The organism is Actinomyces sp. Marseille-P3109 (assembly GCF_900323545.1).
In the GTDB taxonomy this organism is placed as follows: Bacteria; Actinomycetota; Actinomycetes; order Actinomycetales; family Actinomycetaceae; genus Actinomyces.
This window is the reverse complement of record NZ_OOHN01000008.1, coordinates 1,071,465-1,088,655: the sequence shown is the minus strand read 5'-3', so window position 1 is coordinate 1,088,655 and position 17,191 is coordinate 1,071,465. Positions and strand designations below refer to the sequence as shown.

Annotated in this window: 14 protein-coding genes; 11 read left to right on the top strand and 3 right to left on the bottom strand. The window is 67.2% G+C overall.

Translation table 11 applies throughout. From position 1 onward, the window contains the following. Positions 1 to 82 precede the first annotated feature (82 nt). Both BQ8008_RS05000 and aspS read left to right on the top strand, forming a co-directional pair. Complete coding sequence (locus BQ8008_RS05000; protein ID WP_234415235.1) at positions 83 to 850, top strand: DNA-directed RNA polymerase II; 768 nt, start codon at positions 83 to 85, stop codon at positions 848 to 850. Positions 851 to 980: 130 nt separating this feature from the next. Then, entirely contained in the window at positions 981 to 2,780 is a 1,800-nt protein-coding gene (gene aspS, locus BQ8008_RS04995) for an aspartate--tRNA ligase (protein WP_108833065.1), read from the top strand. 96 nt (positions 2,781 to 2,876) lie between these two features. Here aspS and BQ8008_RS04990 read toward each other — a convergent pair whose 3' ends face one another. From BQ8008_RS04990 to BQ8008_RS04980, 3 genes are all read right to left on the bottom strand, one after another. Continuing rightward, positions 2,877 to 4,430: a serine/threonine-protein kinase gene (locus tag BQ8008_RS04990; RefSeq protein WP_108833064.1), complete on the bottom strand. Its 1,554-nt coding sequence runs from the start codon at positions 4,428 to 4,430 to the stop codon at positions 2,877 to 2,879. 212 nt (positions 4,431 to 4,642) lie between these two features. After that, on the bottom strand, positions 4,643 to 4,966 hold the full coding sequence (locus BQ8008_RS04985; protein ID WP_043539125.1) for a hypothetical protein: 324 nt from the start codon (positions 4,964 to 4,966) through the stop codon (positions 4,643 to 4,645). Next, entirely contained in the window at positions 4,950 to 5,279 is a 330-nt protein-coding gene (locus BQ8008_RS04980) for an ArsR/SmtB family transcription factor (protein WP_108833063.1), read from the bottom strand. The genes BQ8008_RS04985 and BQ8008_RS04980 overlap by 17 nt, the downstream gene beginning before the upstream one ends. Positions 5,280 to 5,974: 695 nt before the next feature. Between BQ8008_RS04980 and BQ8008_RS04975 the strand changes: the two genes are divergently transcribed. The 9 genes from BQ8008_RS04975 (at position 5,975) to BQ8008_RS04935 (ending at position 17,158) form a co-directional block, all read left to right on the top strand. Next, positions 5,975 to 6,748: a glycerophosphoryl diester phosphodiesterase gene (locus BQ8008_RS04975; protein WP_108833062.1), complete on the top strand. Its 774-nt coding sequence runs from the start codon at positions 5,975 to 5,977 to the stop codon at positions 6,746 to 6,748. Between the two features lie 46 nt (positions 6,749 to 6,794). After that, positions 6,795 to 8,183: an MFS transporter gene (locus BQ8008_RS04970; RefSeq protein ID WP_108833061.1), complete on the top strand. Its 1,389-nt coding sequence runs from the start codon at positions 6,795 to 6,797 to the stop codon at positions 8,181 to 8,183. A gap of 166 nt (positions 8,184 to 8,349) precedes the next feature. Then, entirely contained in the window at positions 8,350 to 8,967 is a 618-nt protein-coding gene (locus BQ8008_RS04965) for an L-threonylcarbamoyladenylate synthase (protein WP_108833060.1), read from the top strand. A 105-nt stretch (positions 8,968 to 9,072) separates the two neighbouring features. After that, positions 9,073 to 10,479: a replication-associated recombination protein A gene (locus BQ8008_RS04960; protein WP_108833059.1), complete on the top strand. Its 1,407-nt coding sequence runs from the start codon at positions 9,073 to 9,075 to the stop codon at positions 10,477 to 10,479. Between the two features lie 389 nt (positions 10,480 to 10,868). Then, a complete protein-coding gene (gene rpsD, locus BQ8008_RS04955; protein WP_108833058.1) occupies positions 10,869 to 11,492 on the top strand; it encodes a 30S ribosomal protein S4 in 624 nt (207 codons plus the stop codon). Positions 11,493 to 11,725: 233 nt separating this feature from the next. Continuing rightward, positions 11,726 to 14,437 (top strand): alanine--tRNA ligase, encoded by a 2,712-nt coding sequence (gene alaS / locus BQ8008_RS04950; protein ID WP_108833057.1) that lies wholly within the window; start codon positions 11,726 to 11,728, stop codon positions 14,435 to 14,437. A 72-nt stretch (positions 14,438 to 14,509) separates the two neighbouring features. Then, on the top strand, positions 14,510 to 14,977 hold the full coding sequence (ruvX, locus tag BQ8008_RS04945; RefSeq protein ID WP_442778217.1) for a Holliday junction resolvase RuvX: 468 nt from the start codon (positions 14,510 to 14,512) through the stop codon (positions 14,975 to 14,977). Continuing rightward, complete coding sequence (mltG, locus tag BQ8008_RS04940) at positions 14,974 to 16,191, top strand: endolytic transglycosylase MltG (RefSeq protein ID WP_108833055.1); 1,218 nt, start codon at positions 14,974 to 14,976, stop codon at positions 16,189 to 16,191. Before ruvX ends, mltG begins: the two co-directional genes overlap by 4 nt. Continuing rightward, complete coding sequence (locus BQ8008_RS04935) at positions 16,184 to 17,158, top strand: shikimate dehydrogenase (RefSeq protein WP_108833054.1); 975 nt, start codon at positions 16,184 to 16,186, stop codon at positions 17,156 to 17,158. The genes mltG and BQ8008_RS04935 overlap by 8 nt, the downstream gene beginning before the upstream one ends. Positions 17,159 to 17,191: the final 33 nt, after the last annotated feature.

Genomic DNA, 17,191 nt, shown 5'->3' with positions numbered 1-17,191 from the left:
CCCGGGAAACCGCTCAGGACATCATCAAGGAAACAGTCCACGGAGTCAGAACATGCAGCGACAGAAAGGAGGTGAGGGACAGATGATTCAGTTGAGCCAGTTGATGCCGGTAGGTCGGCGTCGTATCGCCAACCGGTACCTGGTGCGGATAGCACGTACGCTTCTCATCGTCTGCTCCGTCCTACTCGCCTCCTTGGCGGCACTGGTCTCCACCAGTCCCATTGCCAGAGCGGACACCAAGACGGACCCCTCCACCACGGGCACCGCCTCGACCGTCAGCCCGTCGACGGTCGCCGTCGGAGGAACGATCATGTACACGGTCTCTGGATTCCCGGGAGGTGTGATGGTCCAGGTCCTCATTGACGACGGAACGCTGGTCAGTTCTCACCCCTCGGAGTCCGAGGTGGTCACCACTTTCACGATCGCCCAGGACGGAACCGCCTCCGGCTCCTTCGAGCTGCCCGACTACGTCGATCAGGGCAACCACTGGTTACGCTTCCGCGTCTTCGGGGCCCAGGGGATGAGTGCCCAGGAGGGTAATGCGGCGGACTACACCAACAAGAGCCCCTACTTCACCGTCTCAGGCGTCACGGTCATCGGAGGGGCCGCCCCTCCCACCGTGCCGGCAGCGCCGACGCCGCCGCCCCACCAGGTCGCTGCGCCGGGAGGCTCGGGGCGATCGGGAGCCTCGGGCATCCAGGCGGCCGGCCCGACCACCGAGCCCGTCGGATTCCCGATCATCGGAGCCTCTATCCTCGCACTCAGTATGATCCTGGTCGTGTTGTCGGTGCTCGTCGCGGTCAACCGCCGCAGAATGGCGGCCTATCAGCGCCGTCGGGTCACGGCCTGACACGGTGTGAGGTTGCCGCGTCAGCGCCTGAGCGCCGGGCTCCTTGTAAACTGCCGCCGGCGCCCACCCGTCTCGTGGTGCGCCCCGACGGGTACCGGTTCAGTGCCCCACACGGAAGGAACACAGCACCGTGCTGCGAACCCGCACCGCAGGCTCCCTGCGCGCCTCAGACATCGGCCAGGTCGTCACCCTCACCGGATGGGTGGATCGGCGCCGTGATCATGGCGGCGTGGCCTTCATCGACCTGCGGGACGCCTCGGGCATCGCCCAGGTCGTCATCCGCGAGGAGGTCGCCCACGACCTGCGCGCCGAGTACGTCCTGGCAGTCACCGGGGAGGTGAGTGCCCGGCCCGAGGGCAACGCCAACCCGAACCTGCCCACCGGAGAGATCGAGGTGGTCGTCTCCGACGTCCGGATCCTCAACGCCTCAGCCCCGCTGCCCTTCCAGGTCTCCGACCACGCCGAGGACGCCGGGCAGGTCGGCGAGGAGGCGCGCCTGCGCTACCGCTACCTCGACCTGCGGCGCAGCCCCATGCAGCACGCCATCCGCCTGCGCGCCAAGGTCAGTCAGGCCGCTCGCAGGGTCCTGGACTCCCACGACTTCGTGGAGATCGAGACGCCGACCCTGACCCGCTCCACCCCGGAGGGCGCCCGCGACTTCCTCGTGCCCGCCCGCCTGGCACCGGGCTCCTGGTACGCCCTGCCGCAGAGCCCGCAGCTGTTCAAGCAGCTCCTCATGGTCGCCGGCATGGAGCGCTACTACCAGATCGCCCGCTGCTACCGCGACGAGGACTTCCGCGCCGACCGCCAGCCCGAGTTCACCCAGCTCGACGTGGAGATGAGCTTCGTCGAGCAGGACGACGTCATCGCCGTCGCCGAGGATGTGCTGCGCGAGGTGTGGGCCCTCATCGGCTACGACCTGCCCACCCCCATTCCTCGCATGACCTACCACGACGCCATGGAGAGGTACGGCTCGGACAAGCCCGATCTGCGCTTCGGATGCGAGTTGGTGGACCTGACCAGCTACTTCAAGGACACCACCTTCCGGGTCTTCCAGAACCCCTACGTGGGCGCCGTCGTCATGCCCGGCGGGGCCTCCCAGTCGCGGCGCACCTTTGACGCCTGGCAGGAGTGGGCCAAGCAGCGTGGTGCCAAGGGTCTGGCCTACGTGACCGTCGCCGAGGACGGGACCCTCGGCGGTCCCGTCGCCAAGAACATCACCGACGCCGAACGGTCCGGCCTGGCCCAGGCGGCCGGTGCCGAGCCCGGTGACTGCATCTTCTTCGCGGCCGGCCCCGTGGACTCCTCGCGTGCCCTGCTGGGTGCCGCTCGCCTGGAGATCGGCAAGCGCTGCGGTCTCATCAACGACGACGAGTGGTCCTTCGTGTGGGTCGTGGACGCCCCGCTGTTCAAGCCCTCCGCCGAGGCTCGGGCCGACGGTGACGTGGCCCTGGGCAAGTCGGCCTGGACTGCGGTCCACCACGCCTTCACCTCGCCCAAGCCGGAGTGCCTGGAGTCCTTCGACAGCGACCCGGGCAACGCCCTGGCCTACGCCTACGACATCGTGTGCAACGGCAACGAGATCGGCGGCGGCTCCATCCGTATCCACCGCAGCGACGTCCAGGAGCGTGTCTTCAACGTCATGGGGATCGGCGAGCAGGAGGCTCAGGAGAAGTTCGGCTTCCTGCTGGACGCCTTCAAGTTCGGTGCTCCGCCGCACGGCGGTATCGCCTTCGGATGGGACCGCATCGTCTCCCTGCTGACCAAGGCCGACTCCATCCGCGACGTCATCGCCTTCCCCAAGTCCGGCGGCGGCTTCGACCCGCTGACCGAGGCGCCCGCTCCAATTACGCCCGAGCAGCGCAAGGAGGCCGGGGTCGACGCCGAGCCTGACAAGGCTGAGAAGCCTGCGGGTGCCAACAAGGCCTGAGAGCCGGCCGAGCTCTCGGCGCACCGATAGTCAACGGGTGCGTGCCAGAGCGATCGCTCTGGCACGCACCCGTGACGGCTCGGAGGTTCTGTAGATCTACAGCCGGCCCAGGACGCAGGCGAAGCCGCGATCGCCTGCGGCCCACTCCTGATCACTGGGACCAAGTGTATTGATCGAGTAGCTGGTGGACAGGTCGAGTCCGTAGAGCTCCGCGTAGGTGCTGGTGCAGGCGGCCCTGACCTGGGGGTCATCCGTCATGGCCTCGGTGGCGCTGGAAGCGGTCGTGGCAGGGTCGAAGGTGCCGCCGGCGAAGACGATCCAGTCGGCCTGGGAACAGTCGACCTGGCTGACGCTCGTGCCGCCTACGACCGAGGTGGTTCGACTCAGGCAGGTCCCCAGGGGCCACGGCATGTCGTCGGAGTAGGGGATGCCCTGAGCGTTGACCTGTGCCGGAGCTGGAGCGGTCGCCGGAGACGGTGAGGCCTTCTCGGAGCCGAGGACAGTTGCCTGAGCCGTGGCCGTGGCGTCACCGGCATCCTGACTCGCCAGGGTGCCGGTGCTCGAGACGGGTGTCGCCGGGGCCTGCTGGGCGGTCCGGTTCGCCGAGGATGCCGATGGAATGAGGCTCGCGGTCGCGAGTACGACGGCGGAGATGGCGACGCCTGCTGTGACGCCGAGTGTCAGGAGCACGAATGCCCTGCCTGAGCGTCTTGCACCGGATGCAGCGGCAGGGACTGGGGCAGCGGCGGGATCGGATGTCCGCATCGCTGCGTGAGGGGTATTGATCACCGAGCCTGAGATGCCGCCGACCCGGGCCAGTGCCTCGGCGAGCTCATTGCCGTCACGGTAGCGCCGCGCGGGGTCGGGGTGCAGTGCCCGATCGAGGATCGAGCGCAATGCCTTGGGTATACGCGGGTCCGAGGTGTCCGCGGGCAGGGACAGGCGGTTGATGATCTCCGGTAGGCTCCGGGCCGTACCGTCGGCGGTGCGACGAGGACCGCGGCCGATCAGGAGCGTGAACAGGACGGCCCCCATCGACCATACGTCGCCGCTGGGTGAGGGCTCCACCAGGGTGAAGGCCTCCGGTGGAGCGAAGTCCGGCGTCATCGTCTCCAGGGTGACGGAGGACTGGATGCCCTCGCGCTGGATGGCGGCAAGGCCGAAGTCGCTCAGGCGTGGGCTTCCGTAGGCGTCAATGAGGATGTTTCCGGGCTTGATGTCACGGTGGAGGACCCCGGCTTCGTGAGCGGCCCCCAGGGCGGATGAGACGGCCGTGACGATGCTGACGGCCTGGGCTGCGCTGAGCTCGCCGCGCTCCAGGACCTGGGCCAAGGAGCCTCCGTCGCAGCGTTCCATGACCAGGTAGGGACGTCCGTCGGGCAGTACTCCGGAGTCGATCAGCGAGACCGCGTGCGGGTGTCCGCTGATCCGGCTGGCCGCCGCCATCTCCCGCATGAAGCGTCGACGGTTGCGTTCGTCGTGCAACGGCCTGGAGTCGATCTTGACAGCCACCGGACGCCGCAGTGAGACCTGCTCCCCGGCGTAGACGGTGGCGAAGCCTCCCTGCCCCAGTGGCTCCCCCAGACGCACACCGGGCACAGGCGGTGCGACGTGCGCAAAGGCGTCGGGAACGGGGAAGGGACTGCTCATGGGCTCATGATCGTTGCGAGCGCGTATCGGCGCAAACCTGTTCGGACCCGATCATCAGTCTCCACTCGCTCATCTCCGATCTGTCTGCGCTCGTCCTGATCACGGCGCCACGAACCCCAGTGGGGGCCTCCTACCGAAGATCTTCCTCCGGCAGGAGGCCCCCACAGCAGTACGCTGCAAGCGGTGCGCGTACAGGGTTACGACTGAATCGACTAGGCGGCGTGCGTGCAGGTGGGGCAGGAGCAGTCCTCACAGGCGCACGAGGAACAGGAGTCCGAGCAGTGCTCACACGAGCAGGTGTTGTGGTTGCAGGTCGGACAGGTGCAGTCCTCGCACTCGCAGACGGCGCAGGAGTCCGAGCAGTGCTCACACGAGCAGGTGTCACACTCGTCGTAGTGGCCGTTGTCCTCGTGGTGGGCGTGGCCGTTGTGGATGTAGTCCACGTGGTCACCGTGGATGACGGCGAGGTGGCCGCAGTTCGGGCCGTGAGTGTGGTGGTGGGCCTCCGCGGGGCGGTGCTCAGTGGTGGCAGTCATGGTCATGCTCCTTCGTGTGCTCGAGGGTGTCGATGAAGATCGATGCGACATGGTCGTCGATGAGGGAGTAGCTCTGGCGTCTGCCGTCACGGACCGACTCGACCAGGTGGGCCTTGCGCAGGACCCGCAGGTGGTGAGAAACCAGAGGCTGAGATACACCGAGAAACGTCACCAACTCGGTGACGTCAGCCGGTGAGCTGATGAGGCGGTAGACAATGCTTGCCCTCATGGGGTGAGCGAGCGCCTTGAACATCTGCACCACGGCGGAGTCGTCCCCGAGAGGGGCCTCCGGTGGAGTTGCGACCTTTCGCATGCAAGAGATTTTATATCAAAGTAACTTGATGTCAAGGCTTCAGTCGGCCCGTTGTGCAGCCAGGTATGGGGTGAGTCCGCTGGCCAGGAGCGGTTTCATCCCCATTCATCATCGAGTTCGGCAACCGGCTAGGACGCTGCACCGCAGCCGCTGAGAGAAGGCGCTGCGGTTGACCCGAGATTGACCCAAAGTGACTTCACTCACTCTTTGACGGGAATGTCGGTGAGGCTGAGGGGGTGTTGGGGCGGGTAAGGCGCTTGGAGGTTTCAAGGTCGAGAGTGACGGTGTCCTGTCCGGTATCGGGCCACACCAGCGTCAGGGTGGTGGCGTCGCCGTCGCCCGGCAGAACCCGATCCCGCGCCGCAGGATGCCGCTGAGCCGTTGTTCTTCTTCCTCCTGCTCTCCCGGCCCAGGCAGGCGGCCAGGACCGCTACCACCAGAACCGATCAGCCACCCACCAGCAACGCACGAGCAACGCACGCCCCAGCACCATCACTCCCTCTCCACACAACGCACCATCACCTCTGAGCCCATCCCAGCCACAGAGACGTACTCGAACAGGACAACCACCACACTAGGACTCGGCTCTCTGCAGGCGCGCCCTTGAGCACCATGTTTTTCCTCCGTGTTCTCGGCCCTATTCGCAGGCTTCGACGATCCCCGGGTGCTGCCGCCGCTCCTGTAGCATTCGGCCCATGTCATCGGTGACTACAGAGAGTGACAGGTTCTTGTCCAACGGCGAGCGCATCATCATCGGGCATCGAGGCCTGAGCTCGCTCGCCCCGGAGAACACCATGGCCGCCTTCCGCAGCGCGGTGGACCACCAGGTGGGCTGGGTGGAGGCTGATGTCGACATCATCGCTGACGGAACGATCATCATCTGCCACGACTCGACTCTGGATCGCACCACGAACCGGACCGGCCGGTATGACGACCTGACTGTTGCCGACCTGGCGGGCATCGACGCCGGCGGCTGGTTCTCCTCCCAGTTCGAGGGCGAGCCGCTCCCCGCCCTGCGGGACCTCATCGAGCTCATGAACGAGGCCGGTCTCAACGCCAATATCGAGATCAAGCCCAATGAGGGCGGTAAGGAGGCGACGCTGCGGCTCATCGACGGCGTGGTCGCTCAGCTCGAGCGACTGCGCCCAGGGCTGAAGGTCATCGTCTCCTCCTTCAGCCACCTCCTGCTCCACCTGTTCAAGCAGCGCGCTCCACACGTGCCCGTGGGCTGCCTCTACGAGAGTCGCACGCTCTCGGACGACTGGAGGAGCACGCTGGAGATCGTGGGAGCCGACTACATCCACCCTGAGGACTCGGGGCTGACACGCGAGAAGGTCCAGGCATTTCGGGCAGCGGGATACGGTGTCAACGTCTGGACCGTCAACTCGCTCAGCCGGGCGAACGAGCTCTTCAACTGGGGAGCCACCGGTGTCTTCTCCGATATCGCCCACCAGATCCCTCGCCGCTGACGTTTCGCTCGACTTACTCATCCTTCGAAAGGACGGACCGGGTCCCATGACTGCGTCCTCACCTGAGTCCTCCCCCCACTCGCCCGCCGATACGATCTCGGTCCCGATACCCGACCGACGTACCGATGCTGAGCCGCATGACGGCCCGGCCGGCCACCGGCGCCCGGTATTTCTTCGCCGTGACCGCCTCGGCGCATTCCTCAGCATCGTGCTGTCCGGTCAGCTCGTGTACTCCGCCTTCGAGGCGCTCAAGGGCTCCCTCATGCTGCAGGTCTCCGACGTGCTGGGGATCGGAATCGATGGTTTCGGCGCCATGATGAGCATCATCGGTTTGGCCATGTACATGTACGTTCCGGCCGGCTGGATCAACAATCGCTTCACCATCCGGTCGATCCTGGTGACGTGGTGCGCCTGGAGGCTTGTCACGCTTCTGACCATCTACCTGGCTCCTGGGCTGTCATTCAGAATGATGCTTGTCATCGCCTTTACGTGGGCGATCTGGGACGCTATCGGGTGGCCGGCGGTGGTCAATGGCCTCACCTTCATCTCCCGGGATGATCGCGGCCAAGGCAGGGGCATGATCATGGGCTTCTTCGAGGCGATCAGGCGTGGCGTGGAGTTCATCCTGGCCACGATCGTCGTCGGCTGCGTCTGGGCCTTTCCTCAGCACTGGAAGGTCATCGTCATCGGCTTCGCGGTCGGCTATTCCCTGCTGCTCATCCCGCTGATCGCCTGCCTGCTCCACTTCGTACCGAGGAACGCGATCGCCCACCAGGACAACACCTCGGCGAACACCGCCGCCCTCATTGGGCTGCTCAAGGTGATGGCGCGCCCCCGTATCTGGCTGGCCGGGCTGGCGGCCATGTGCTTGTACTGGACCTACGTCAACCTCATTTACTCCTCGGCCCCCTACCTCAAGCTCGTCTACAACGTCTCCGACGGCGTCTCCGGACTGTTCGGGGCTGCCGCCACCAGCCTCGTCGGCGCGCTCATCTGCATCCCGACGGGATTCGTCGCCGACTACGTCTTCAGGTCGTCGGCCGCCATGATGACAGCGGCTCTGACTGTCATCGCGATCAGTGCCGCGGCGGTGTATATGCTGCCGTCGTCGAAGATGATGATGTGGCCGGCGATCATTCTCCTCATCGTCATGTCAGTGGGGGTCTTCATGGGTAAGTCGGTCATCCTGGCCCCGATCGCCGAGCTCGATCTGCCTGAGGAGATCAATGGCTCCGCCATGGCGGTCGCGTCGTTCCTCGCCTACGCCTCTATTATCTGGGGCAACTCAATGACCGCCGGGATCGTGGAGTCTTATCGTCACAACGCCTACGAGGGATACCAGATCATCTTCCTCATCACCCTGGCCGTGGCGCTGGCAGGCGCTGCTTGCGCCTTCGCCCTGGCCGTCGTCGGACGCCGCCGTCAGCAGGGGTGAGGGGCGGGCGCGTTGCGCCGGGTTGTGCGGCACGAACCCACCGTTGGACCGGAGAGGAGGATACGGGACGCGTCGTCACAAGTCCCAATGCCTTCCCTATCGTGGCTGACGCAGTGCATGGTCCGGAATGCCGTGTGAGCGCAGTCACCAGGGGTAGGGTGGAAGCATGTCACGCTACATCGAGCTCCATCCCGTCAACCCGCAGGCACGTCTGGTTGAAAAGGTCGTCGACACGCTGCGCGACGGCGGCCTGGTCGCCTATCCCACCGACTCCGGCTACGCCCTGGCCTGCGCGCCCGGGAATAAGGAGGGCCTGGACCGTATCCGCACCATCCGCCAGCTCGACGGCAAGCACAACTTCACCTTCGTGTGCGCCGACTTCGCCCAGGTGGGCCCCCTGGCCATCGTGGGCAACAACGCCTTCAGGCTCATCAAGCGCCTCACCCCGGGACCGTGGACCTTCATCCTCAAGGGAACCAAGGATGTTCCCCGAATGACGCTCAACCCCAAGAAGCACACGCTGGGCGTGCGCATCCCCGACCACGCCATCACTCAGTCCCTCGTGGCGGAGTTCGGCGCCCCCATCCTGTCGTCCACCTTCATCCGTCCCGATCAGGAGGAGCCGGAGACCAACGGGTGGGAGGTCGAGGAGTCCCTCGGTCATCTCATCGACGTCGTCATCGAGGGGCCCGTGGGACAGGGCGAGCCGACCACCGTCGTCGACCTGACCGATGACGTCCCCGAGGTGGTTCGTGAGGGCGCGGGAGACATCAGTCTGCTCTGAGCGATCCGGCTGCAGCCCTTTCCGCGGCACTCGCCGGGCCCGCATCGGCGTCGGCCCCGTTCTGTCACCGTGATCGGGGGAGGACGGGGAGGATAGGGTCGGTACATGGATCTGTTCGAGTCGGCCGGCACTGATGAGGCCGGACTCCCCGCGGACTCCCACGCACCGCTGGCCGTGCGGATGCGCCCCCGCACGCTCGACGAGCTCGAGGGGCAGGCGCACCTGTTGGCGCCCGGATCACCCCTGCGACGCCTTGTGGAGCCGTCACAGACCGCGGAGCAGGTGGATACGGTTGCGCAAGGAGGCTCTAAGGCTCGGCGGCCCGGAGCGTCCCTGTCCTCAGTCATCCTGTGGGGCCCTCCCGGTACGGGGAAGACGACGCTCGCCTACCTGGTGGCGCGGGGCAGTGGGCGACGCTTCGTGGAGCTGTCGGCGGTGACCGCGGGCGTCAAGGACGTGCGCGCCGTGGTCACCGATGCCCGACGGCGTCTGGCGTCGGGGGAGGAGACGGTGCTTTTCATCGACGAGGTCCACCGCTTCTCCCGTTCCCAGCAGGACGCTCTCCTTCCCAGTGTGGAGAACCGCTGGGTCACTCTCATTGCCGCCACCACGGAGAACCCCTCTTTCAGCGTCGTCTCCCCGCTCTTGTCCCGCTCCCTGCTCCTGACTCTTCACCCACTGGTGGCAGACGACGTCGAGCGCCTGGTAGACCGCGCCCTGAGCGACGAGCGGGGCCTTGCCGGAGCCGTCCAGATCAGTGAGGAGGCCCGCGAGCAGATCGTGCGCATGGCCGGGTCTGACGCGCGCAAGGCCCTCACCCTGCTGGAGGCTGCCGCGGGCACGGTGCTGGCACAGGAGGACGATCTCAGTTCCCCGCCCCTGATCGAGGTGGCCGACGTCGAGCAGGCCGCCGACGTGGCAGCAGTACGTTACGACCGCGCCGGGGACCAGCACTATGACGTCATCAGCGCCTTCATCAAGTCCATGCGCGGCTCAGACCCCGACGCCACCATGCACTACCTGGCGCGCATGATCGCGGCGGGGGAGGACCCCCGTTACATCGCCCGTCGCATCGTCATCCACGCAGCGGAGGACGTCGGACTGGCCGACCCCGGGGTGCTGTCCACCGCCGTGGCCGCACAGCAGGCGGTCGCGATGATCGGGATGCCCGAGTCCGGGCTCATCCTGGCCCAGGCTGCGCTCGCCGTGGCCACCGCTCCCAAGTCCAACGCGGTCACCGTGGCTCTGAACGAGTCGCTGGCGGATGTGAGCTCGGGCAAGGCCGCAGCTGTGCCCGTCCACCTGCGCGACGCGCACTACGCGGGCGCCGAGGGGCTCGGGCACGGCAGGGGATACCGTTACCCGCACGACTTCCCGCACGCCGTCGTCGGCCAGCAGTACCTGCCCGAGGGGCTCGAGGGCAGCCGGTACTACCGGCCCACAGGCAACGGCTTCGAGAAGCAGCTGGCCTCCCGCCTCGAAGCCGTGCGGCGCATCCTCGAGAAACGATGACAACGATGGCGCCGCGGCCCTGGCCGTCCCGGCCGGAACCGCCGTCGCCGCGCGCGTCAGTCCCGAGATCGGCAGCCTTCTGTTCAACCTCTCCCTGGCCGCAGTCGTGCTCAACACGCGGCTGAAGGAGCGTCGGCATCTCGAACTGGCGAAACGTCATGGGCGACGTTGAGGACCGCCTCACACCGGTGGTTCCGACATGGGTTTTTCCTGACAAGCGCGCTAGAGTTCTCGAGTTGTTCACATCGAAGACGACGGACGGCACCAGCAGGTTCCGTCCGTCGGTGACGATGTGGGCCTCCTGGGGTCCCGGCCCGAACCGCGGCTGACCCCGCGCCGTCGGCACCAGCCCACGGCGTGCGACCACCAATCCGACAGGAATGAAACACATGAGCTCTTCGCGCTCCCGCCGCCAGGTGCGTCTGTCTCGCGCCCTCGGCATCCCGCTGACCCCCAAGGCCGTGCGCTACTTCGAGCGCCGCCCCTACGGTCCTGGTGAGCACGGCCGTGCCCGCCGTCGCACCGAGTCCGACTACGCCGTCCGTCTCAAGGAGAAGCAGCGTCTGCGCGCCCAGTACGGCATTCGCGAGGCCCAGCTCCAGCGCGTCTTCGAAGAGGCCCGTCGTGGCCAGGGGCTGACCGGTGAGACCCTCGTCGAGCTGCTCGAGATGCGCCTGGACGCCCTTGTCCTGCGCTCAGGGATCGCCCGTACCATCGCCCAGGCCCGCCAGGACGTGGTCCACCGCCACATCCTCGTCGACGGCAAGGTCGTGGACCGCCCCTCCTACCGCGTCAAGCCCGGCCAGACCATCCAGGTCCGTCCCCGCTCCCAGGTGATGGTGCCCTTCCAGGTCGCCGCCGCCGGCGCCCACCGCGACGTGCTGCCGCCCGTCCCGGACTACCTCAACGTGGACCTCGAGAAGCTCTCGGCCACGCTGGTGCGCCGCCCCAAGCGCGACGAGGTCCCCGTGACCTGTGACGTCCAGATGGTCGTCGAGTACTACTCGCGCTGACGCCCACGCAAACCTGACGCCGGGGCGCCCCGGACCCATGAGAGGTTCGGGGCGCCCCGGCGTGGGAGTAGGCTCGCCAGGGAGCAACCAGACCGGCTCGTAGTCTCTTCGGCCTCCTGGACACCAATTGGATACGAATCCTGCCGGTCAACCACACCACACCGTCCACACGCCCCAGCACGCGGCCCGAGCGCCACGTGAGCGGGCACCCCTCGAACAGGATGAGGACCCCCATGCGCACATCCGAGATCCGCAGCCGCTGGCTGGACTACTTCGCCGCGAACGAGCACGAGATCCGCCCCTCGGTCTCCCTGGTGTCCCCCGAGCCCTCCATCCTGTTCACCGTGGCGGGCATGGTGCCCTTCATCCCCTACATCCTGGGTACTGAGAAGGCCCCCTGGCCCCGGGCGGCCTCGGTGCAGAAGTGCATCCGCACCAACGACATCGACAACGTCGGCATCACGACGCGTCATGGCACCTTCTTCCAGATGAACGGCAACTTCTCCTTCGGCGACTACTTCAAGGAGGGGGCCATCTCCTACGCCTGGGGCCTGCTGACGGGCCGTCGCGAGGAGGGCGGCTACGGCCTGGACGGCGAGCGCCTGTGGATGACGATCTGGGAGGAGGACCAGGTCTCCTTCGACTACTGGACCCGTGAGATCGGTGTTCCCGCCGAGCGGATCCAGCTGCTTCCCTTCAAGGACATCTCCTGGTCCACCGGTCAGCCCGGCCCGGCCGGATCCTGCTGCGAGATCCACTACGATCGCGGCAGCGCCTACGGGCCCGACGGCGGGCCCGCCGTCGACACCCAGGGCGACCGCTTCCTTGAGATCTGGAACCTCGTCTTCGACGAGTTCCTGCGCGGAGAGGGCAAGGGGCACGACTTCGAGCTCCTGGGCAAGCTCGACCAGACGGCCATCGACACCGGTGCCGGCCTGGAGCGCCTGGCCTTCATCATGCAGGACAAGCCCAACATGTATGAGATCGACGAGGTCTTCCCCGTCATCAGGGCCGCCGAGGAGCTCTCCGGCAAGGTCTACGGCCGTGGTGCCGCAGGCCCCGAGGCCGGGGACGCCTACCACGACGACGTGCGCATGCGAGTCGTGGCCGACCACGTGCGCTCGGCGCTCATGCTCATCTCCGACGGTGTGCGCCCCGGCAACGACGGGCGCGGCTACGTCCTGCGCCGACTCATCCGCCGTGCGGTGCGCTCCATGCGTCTGCTCGGTGTCGACGAAGCCGCCATGCCAACGCTGCTGACCGTCTCCAAGGACGCCATGAAGGCCTCCTACCCCGAGCTGGAGACCGGCTGGAGCACCATCTCCGAGGTCGCCTACGGCGAGGAGGACGCCTTCCGCCGCACCCTGGCCGCCGGTACCACGATCCTGGACACCGCAGTGGCCACGGCCAAGAGGGACGTAGACCGTACCGGGCGCCCTCTGGTATCCGGCAAGAGCGCCTTCGAGCTGCACGACACCTACGGCTTCCCCATCGACCTCACCCTGGAGATGGCCGCCGAGCAGGGGGTCGACGTCGACGAGAGCGCCTTCCGCACCCTCATGAACGAGCAGAAGGAGCGCGCCCGGGCTGACGCCCGCGCCAAGAAGACCGGCCACTCCGACATCCGCGTCTTCCGCGAGCTGGAGAAGGAGATGGGCGGTGGCTCGGCCTTCCTGGGCTACACCGAGTCCTCCTCCGAGGCCACCGTGGCCGGCGTCCTTCTCGACGGCGTCCCGCAGAGCGTCGTCACCGCCCCGGCCGAGGTCGAGGTGATCCTCGACCGGACCCCCTTCTACGCCGAGATGGGCGGCCAGCTCGCCGACCAGGGCACCATCCGCCTGGCTGACGGGGGCACCGTCGAGGTCAACGACGTCCAGGCCCCCGTCAAAGGCCTGCACGTCCATCGCGGCACCTTGACCGAGGGCACGATCGCAGTGGGCGAGAAGGCCTTCGCCCAGATCGACACGGACCGCCGCCTGGCGATCGCCCGCGCCCACACCTCCACCCACATGGTGCACAAGGCGCTCCACGAGATCGTCTCGACCAATGCCACCCAGGCCGGCAGCGAGAACTCCCCCTCCCGCATGCGCTTCGACTTCCGCCACGGCTCGGCACTCGCTGGTGACCAGGTGGCCGGCATCGAGGAGCGGGTCAACGCCAGGCTCTCCGAGGACCTGGCCGTCACCGACGAGATCATGGACATCGACGCCGCCCGCGCGGCGGGCGCCATGGCCCTGTTCGGGGAGAAGTACGGCAAGGAGGTACGGGTCGTCTCCATCGGCGGCGACTGGTCCAAGGAGCTGTGCGCCGGGACCCATGTGCCCACCACCGGGCATATCGGCCGCATCGCGGTCCTGGGCGAGTCCTCCATCGGCTCGGGTGTGCGCCGCATCGACGCCCTCGTCGGCGACGGCGCCTACGGTTACCAGGCCAAGGAGCACGCGCTGGTCTCCCAGCTCTCCACCATGGTAGGCGGCCGTCCCGAGGACCTCCCTGGGCGCGTCGAGGGCCTCATGACGCGTCTGAAGGACGCCGAGAAGCGTCTGGCCGCGGCCGAGCAGGCGGCTCTGGCGGCGCGCACCGCTGGCATCGTCTCCGACGCCGTGCGCGTGGGCGAGGTCCGTCTCGTCTCCGCAGACCTCGGCGCCGTCGGCTCGGCGGACGCCGTGCGCTCCGTGGCCCTGGACGCCCGCAGCCGACTCGGCGACTCCGATCCCGCCGTCATCGCCGTCGGCGGAGTCGTGAACGCACGCCCGGTCGTTGTGGTCGCCACCAACGCCGGTGCTCGGGACAAGGGCATTCGTGCCGGCGCGCTGGTGCGCACTGCGACTCAGGTCCTGGGCGGCGGAGGAGGCGGCAAGGATGACCTGGCTCAGGGCGGTGGGCAGAACCCCGACGCCCTGGATGAGGCGCTTCGCTCCGTCGCCGACCAGATCCAGGCATGAACCGGGGATTCTGTGTCAGATCACGTGTCAGATTCACTGGGAGACCCGACTCCGGCGGGACTCCGTCCGGGCGTGCGGCTCGCCTTCGACGTCGGAAAGGCACGTATCGGTGTCGCGCGTTGCGATCAGGACGCGATCATGTCGGTTCCTGTGGTAACTCTCAGGAGGGACCGTTATGGTGCTGATCTCGATGAGGCCGTTGACCTCGTCGAGGAGTACGGTGCCTTCGAGGTGATCGTCGGTCTGCCCAAGCACATGGGCGGCGGCAGCTCGAGCTCGACCAGGGATGCCCGCAGGTGGGCCCGAGACCTGGCGAGTATCCTGCCGCCGCAGGTGTGTGTCCGGCTGGTCGACGAACGGCTCACCACCGTCACTGCTCACCGGGATCTGCACGAGGCCGGCCTGAAGGAAAGGAGCTTTCGCGGTATCGTCGACCAAGCGGCCGCGGTCGTCATCCTTGAACAGGCCATCAGTACCGAACGGACATCCGGGGTGCCGGCCGGTGAGCGAGTCCACCCGATCAAGAGAGGCAGAGCGTGAGCCACGACGATTTCTTCGCCGAGCTCGGCATCCAGCGCGATGGAGATGCTGGCAGCGCCACCGACAAGCCCAAGAGTCGCAAGCAACGGCGCATGGAGAAGGTCGAGCGCCGTCAGCGCAAGCGGCGTCGGCACCGGTTGACGAGCATCGTCATCGTCGCCACTCTTGTGGCCGTTGGCATCGTGGGCTACAAGGCCATCGGCATTATGCGCGACGCCTCCGCTCAGGCCACCCACGCCGAGGACTACCGCGGCAATGGTGAGGGCGAGGTTACGGTGACGATCCCGGAGGGAGCCTCTGGGCTGGACATCGGCGACATCCTCCATGGCAAGGGGGTCGTCGCCTCCGGCAAGGCCTTCACCAACGCGGTCAAGAACAATCCCAAGGGCAACACCATCCAGCCGGGGACCTACAAGCTCAAGAAGAAGATGTCGGCCAACGCCGCGCTTCAGGCGCTGCTCGACCCCGAGACCAAGAGCGATCACACTCTGACGGTCTCCGCCGGCAACACCAAGCAGATCATCAAGGACCGGCTCAAGCAGGTCAGCAACTTCACCGATGAGCAGATCGAGGCGGCATACGCGGATACAGCGTCCATCGGCCTGCCCGCAGAGGCTGGCGGCAACGTCGAGGGCTGGTTGGCACCGGGCACCTATGACGTCACCGAGAACGCGACCCCCACGGACCTGGTCAAGCAGATGGTGTCTCGGACTGTCACCGAGCTCAACGAGCTCAAGGTTCCCAAGGAGAACTACCAGACGGTTCTGACCAAGGCCTCCATCGTCGAGCGCGAGGTCGCCAAGGACCAGTACTACGGACAGGTGGCTCGCGTCATCGAGAACCGGCTCGAGCAGGTCGACGGTGAGACCCAGGGCAAGCTTCAGATGGACTCGACGGTGCTCTACGGCCTGGGGCGCTCCGGTGGCATCCCCACCTCCGCCGAGCTCGCGGACGCCAACAACGCCTACAACACCTACGCTCACCAGGGGCTTCCGCCCGGTCCCATCGGCAGCCCCGGTGAGGGCGCCATCAAGGCCGTGCTCAATCCGCCGGCTGGAAGCTGGCTCTACTTCGTGACCATCGACCTGAAGACTGGTGAGACCCTGTTCGCCTCCACCAAGGAGGAGCAGGAGGCCAACACCAAGAAGCTCACCGACTACTGCTCCAAGAACAAGGATGTCTGTGAGGGCAACGAGGGCAAGAAGAATGGTTGAGGAGGCCGGCGCGGTGGTCCGCCACCGCGCCGCCGTCATCGGCCAGCCGGTGAGCCATTCGCTGTCCCCTGCGCTGCATCGGGCGGCCTATGCCGGGCTCGGGCTGGACGACTGGTCCTACGAGCGGCGTGAGACGGACTCCGAGGCACTGCCAGGGCTGCTCGACGAGCTGGCCGCCCCGGTGGGGGCCGGGCCCGCCTGGGCCGGGCTGAGCGTGACCATGCCTCACAAGCAGGTGCTTCTAGCGCACCTGGACGTTGTCGATCCCCTGGCCCAGACCGTGGGCGCGGTCAACACGGTGATCGCTCAGCGCAGCGGCACCGGAGGGGCCCTTCTGGCAGGCTTCAACACCGACGTCGCCGGCATCGTCGACGCACTGAGAAAGACCGCCGCGCGCAGTGCCGAGAGCCCTGTTCACGGTGCTGGCCGTGTCAGCAGCGCCGTCATCCTCGGCTCGGGTGCGACCGCTTGCTCCGCCTTGGCGGCACTCGGTGAGATCGGCGCCGGCAGAATCACCGTCGCGGCACGCCGCCACGCCGGTCCAGGTCGGGCACTCGGGGCCGCTCACCGCATGGGACTGGATATCGAGGCCTTGACCTGGAAACCGGCCGACCCGGCCTCCAGTACCGAGGTGGCACAGCGGATGGCCGCTGCCGACGTGGTCATCTCCACCCTGCCCGCACATGCGGCGGACCCGCTGGCGGACCCGCTGAGACGGGCCCTGGACCGGGCCGACGGCACCCGACCAGGGGCCGTCATGCTCGACGTCGTCTACGCTCCCTGGCCCACCGCCGTCGCCGGTGCCTGGGCAGACGCCGGGGGAGCCCTCGCTCCGGGATGGCTCATGCTCCTGCACCAGGCCGTGCCCCAGGTCCAGCTCATGACCGGGCAGCGACCCGATATCGGTCTCATGCGCACCGCGCTCCTGGCGGCCCTGACGGCGCCGTCAGCCCCTACCGCGGACTGACCTCCGCCACGGCCACGATCCGGGACGGGGGAC

What these genes read in the sequence shown, in the direction of transcription:
- BQ8008_RS04965 (WP_108833060.1), top strand. Translation starts at nt 8,350, where the DNA reads ATGTCACGCTACATCGAGCTCCATCCCGTCAACCCGCAGGCACGTCTG.
- BQ8008_RS04980 (WP_108833063.1), bottom strand. Translation starts at nt 5,279, where the DNA reads ATGCGAAAGGTCGCAACTCCACCGGAGGCCCCTCTCGGGGACGACTCC.
- BQ8008_RS04990 (WP_108833064.1), bottom strand. Translation starts at nt 4,430, where the DNA reads ATGAGCAGTCCCTTCCCCGTTCCCGACGCCTTTGCGCACGTCGCACCG.
- BQ8008_RS04960 (WP_108833059.1), top strand. Translation starts at nt 9,073, where the DNA reads ATGGATCTGTTCGAGTCGGCCGGCACTGATGAGGCCGGACTCCCCGCG.
- BQ8008_RS05000 (WP_234415235.1), top strand. Translation starts at nt 83, where the DNA reads ATGATTCAGTTGAGCCAGTTGATGCCGGTAGGTCGGCGTCGTATCGCC.
- BQ8008_RS04975 (WP_108833062.1), top strand. Translation starts at nt 5,975, where the DNA reads ATGTCATCGGTGACTACAGAGAGTGACAGGTTCTTGTCCAACGGCGAG.
- rpsD (WP_108833058.1), top strand. Translation starts at nt 10,869, where the DNA reads ATGAGCTCTTCGCGCTCCCGCCGCCAGGTGCGTCTGTCTCGCGCCCTC.
- BQ8008_RS04970 (WP_108833061.1), top strand. Translation starts at nt 6,795, where the DNA reads ATGACTGCGTCCTCACCTGAGTCCTCCCCCCACTCGCCCGCCGATACG.
- BQ8008_RS04985 (WP_043539125.1), bottom strand. Translation starts at nt 4,966, where the DNA reads ATGACTGCCACCACTGAGCACCGCCCCGCGGAGGCCCACCACCACACT.
- BQ8008_RS04935 (WP_108833054.1), top strand. Translation starts at nt 16,184, where the DNA reads ATGGTTGAGGAGGCCGGCGCGGTGGTCCGCCACCGCGCCGCCGTCATC.
- alaS (WP_108833057.1), top strand. Translation starts at nt 11,726, where the DNA reads ATGCGCACATCCGAGATCCGCAGCCGCTGGCTGGACTACTTCGCCGCG.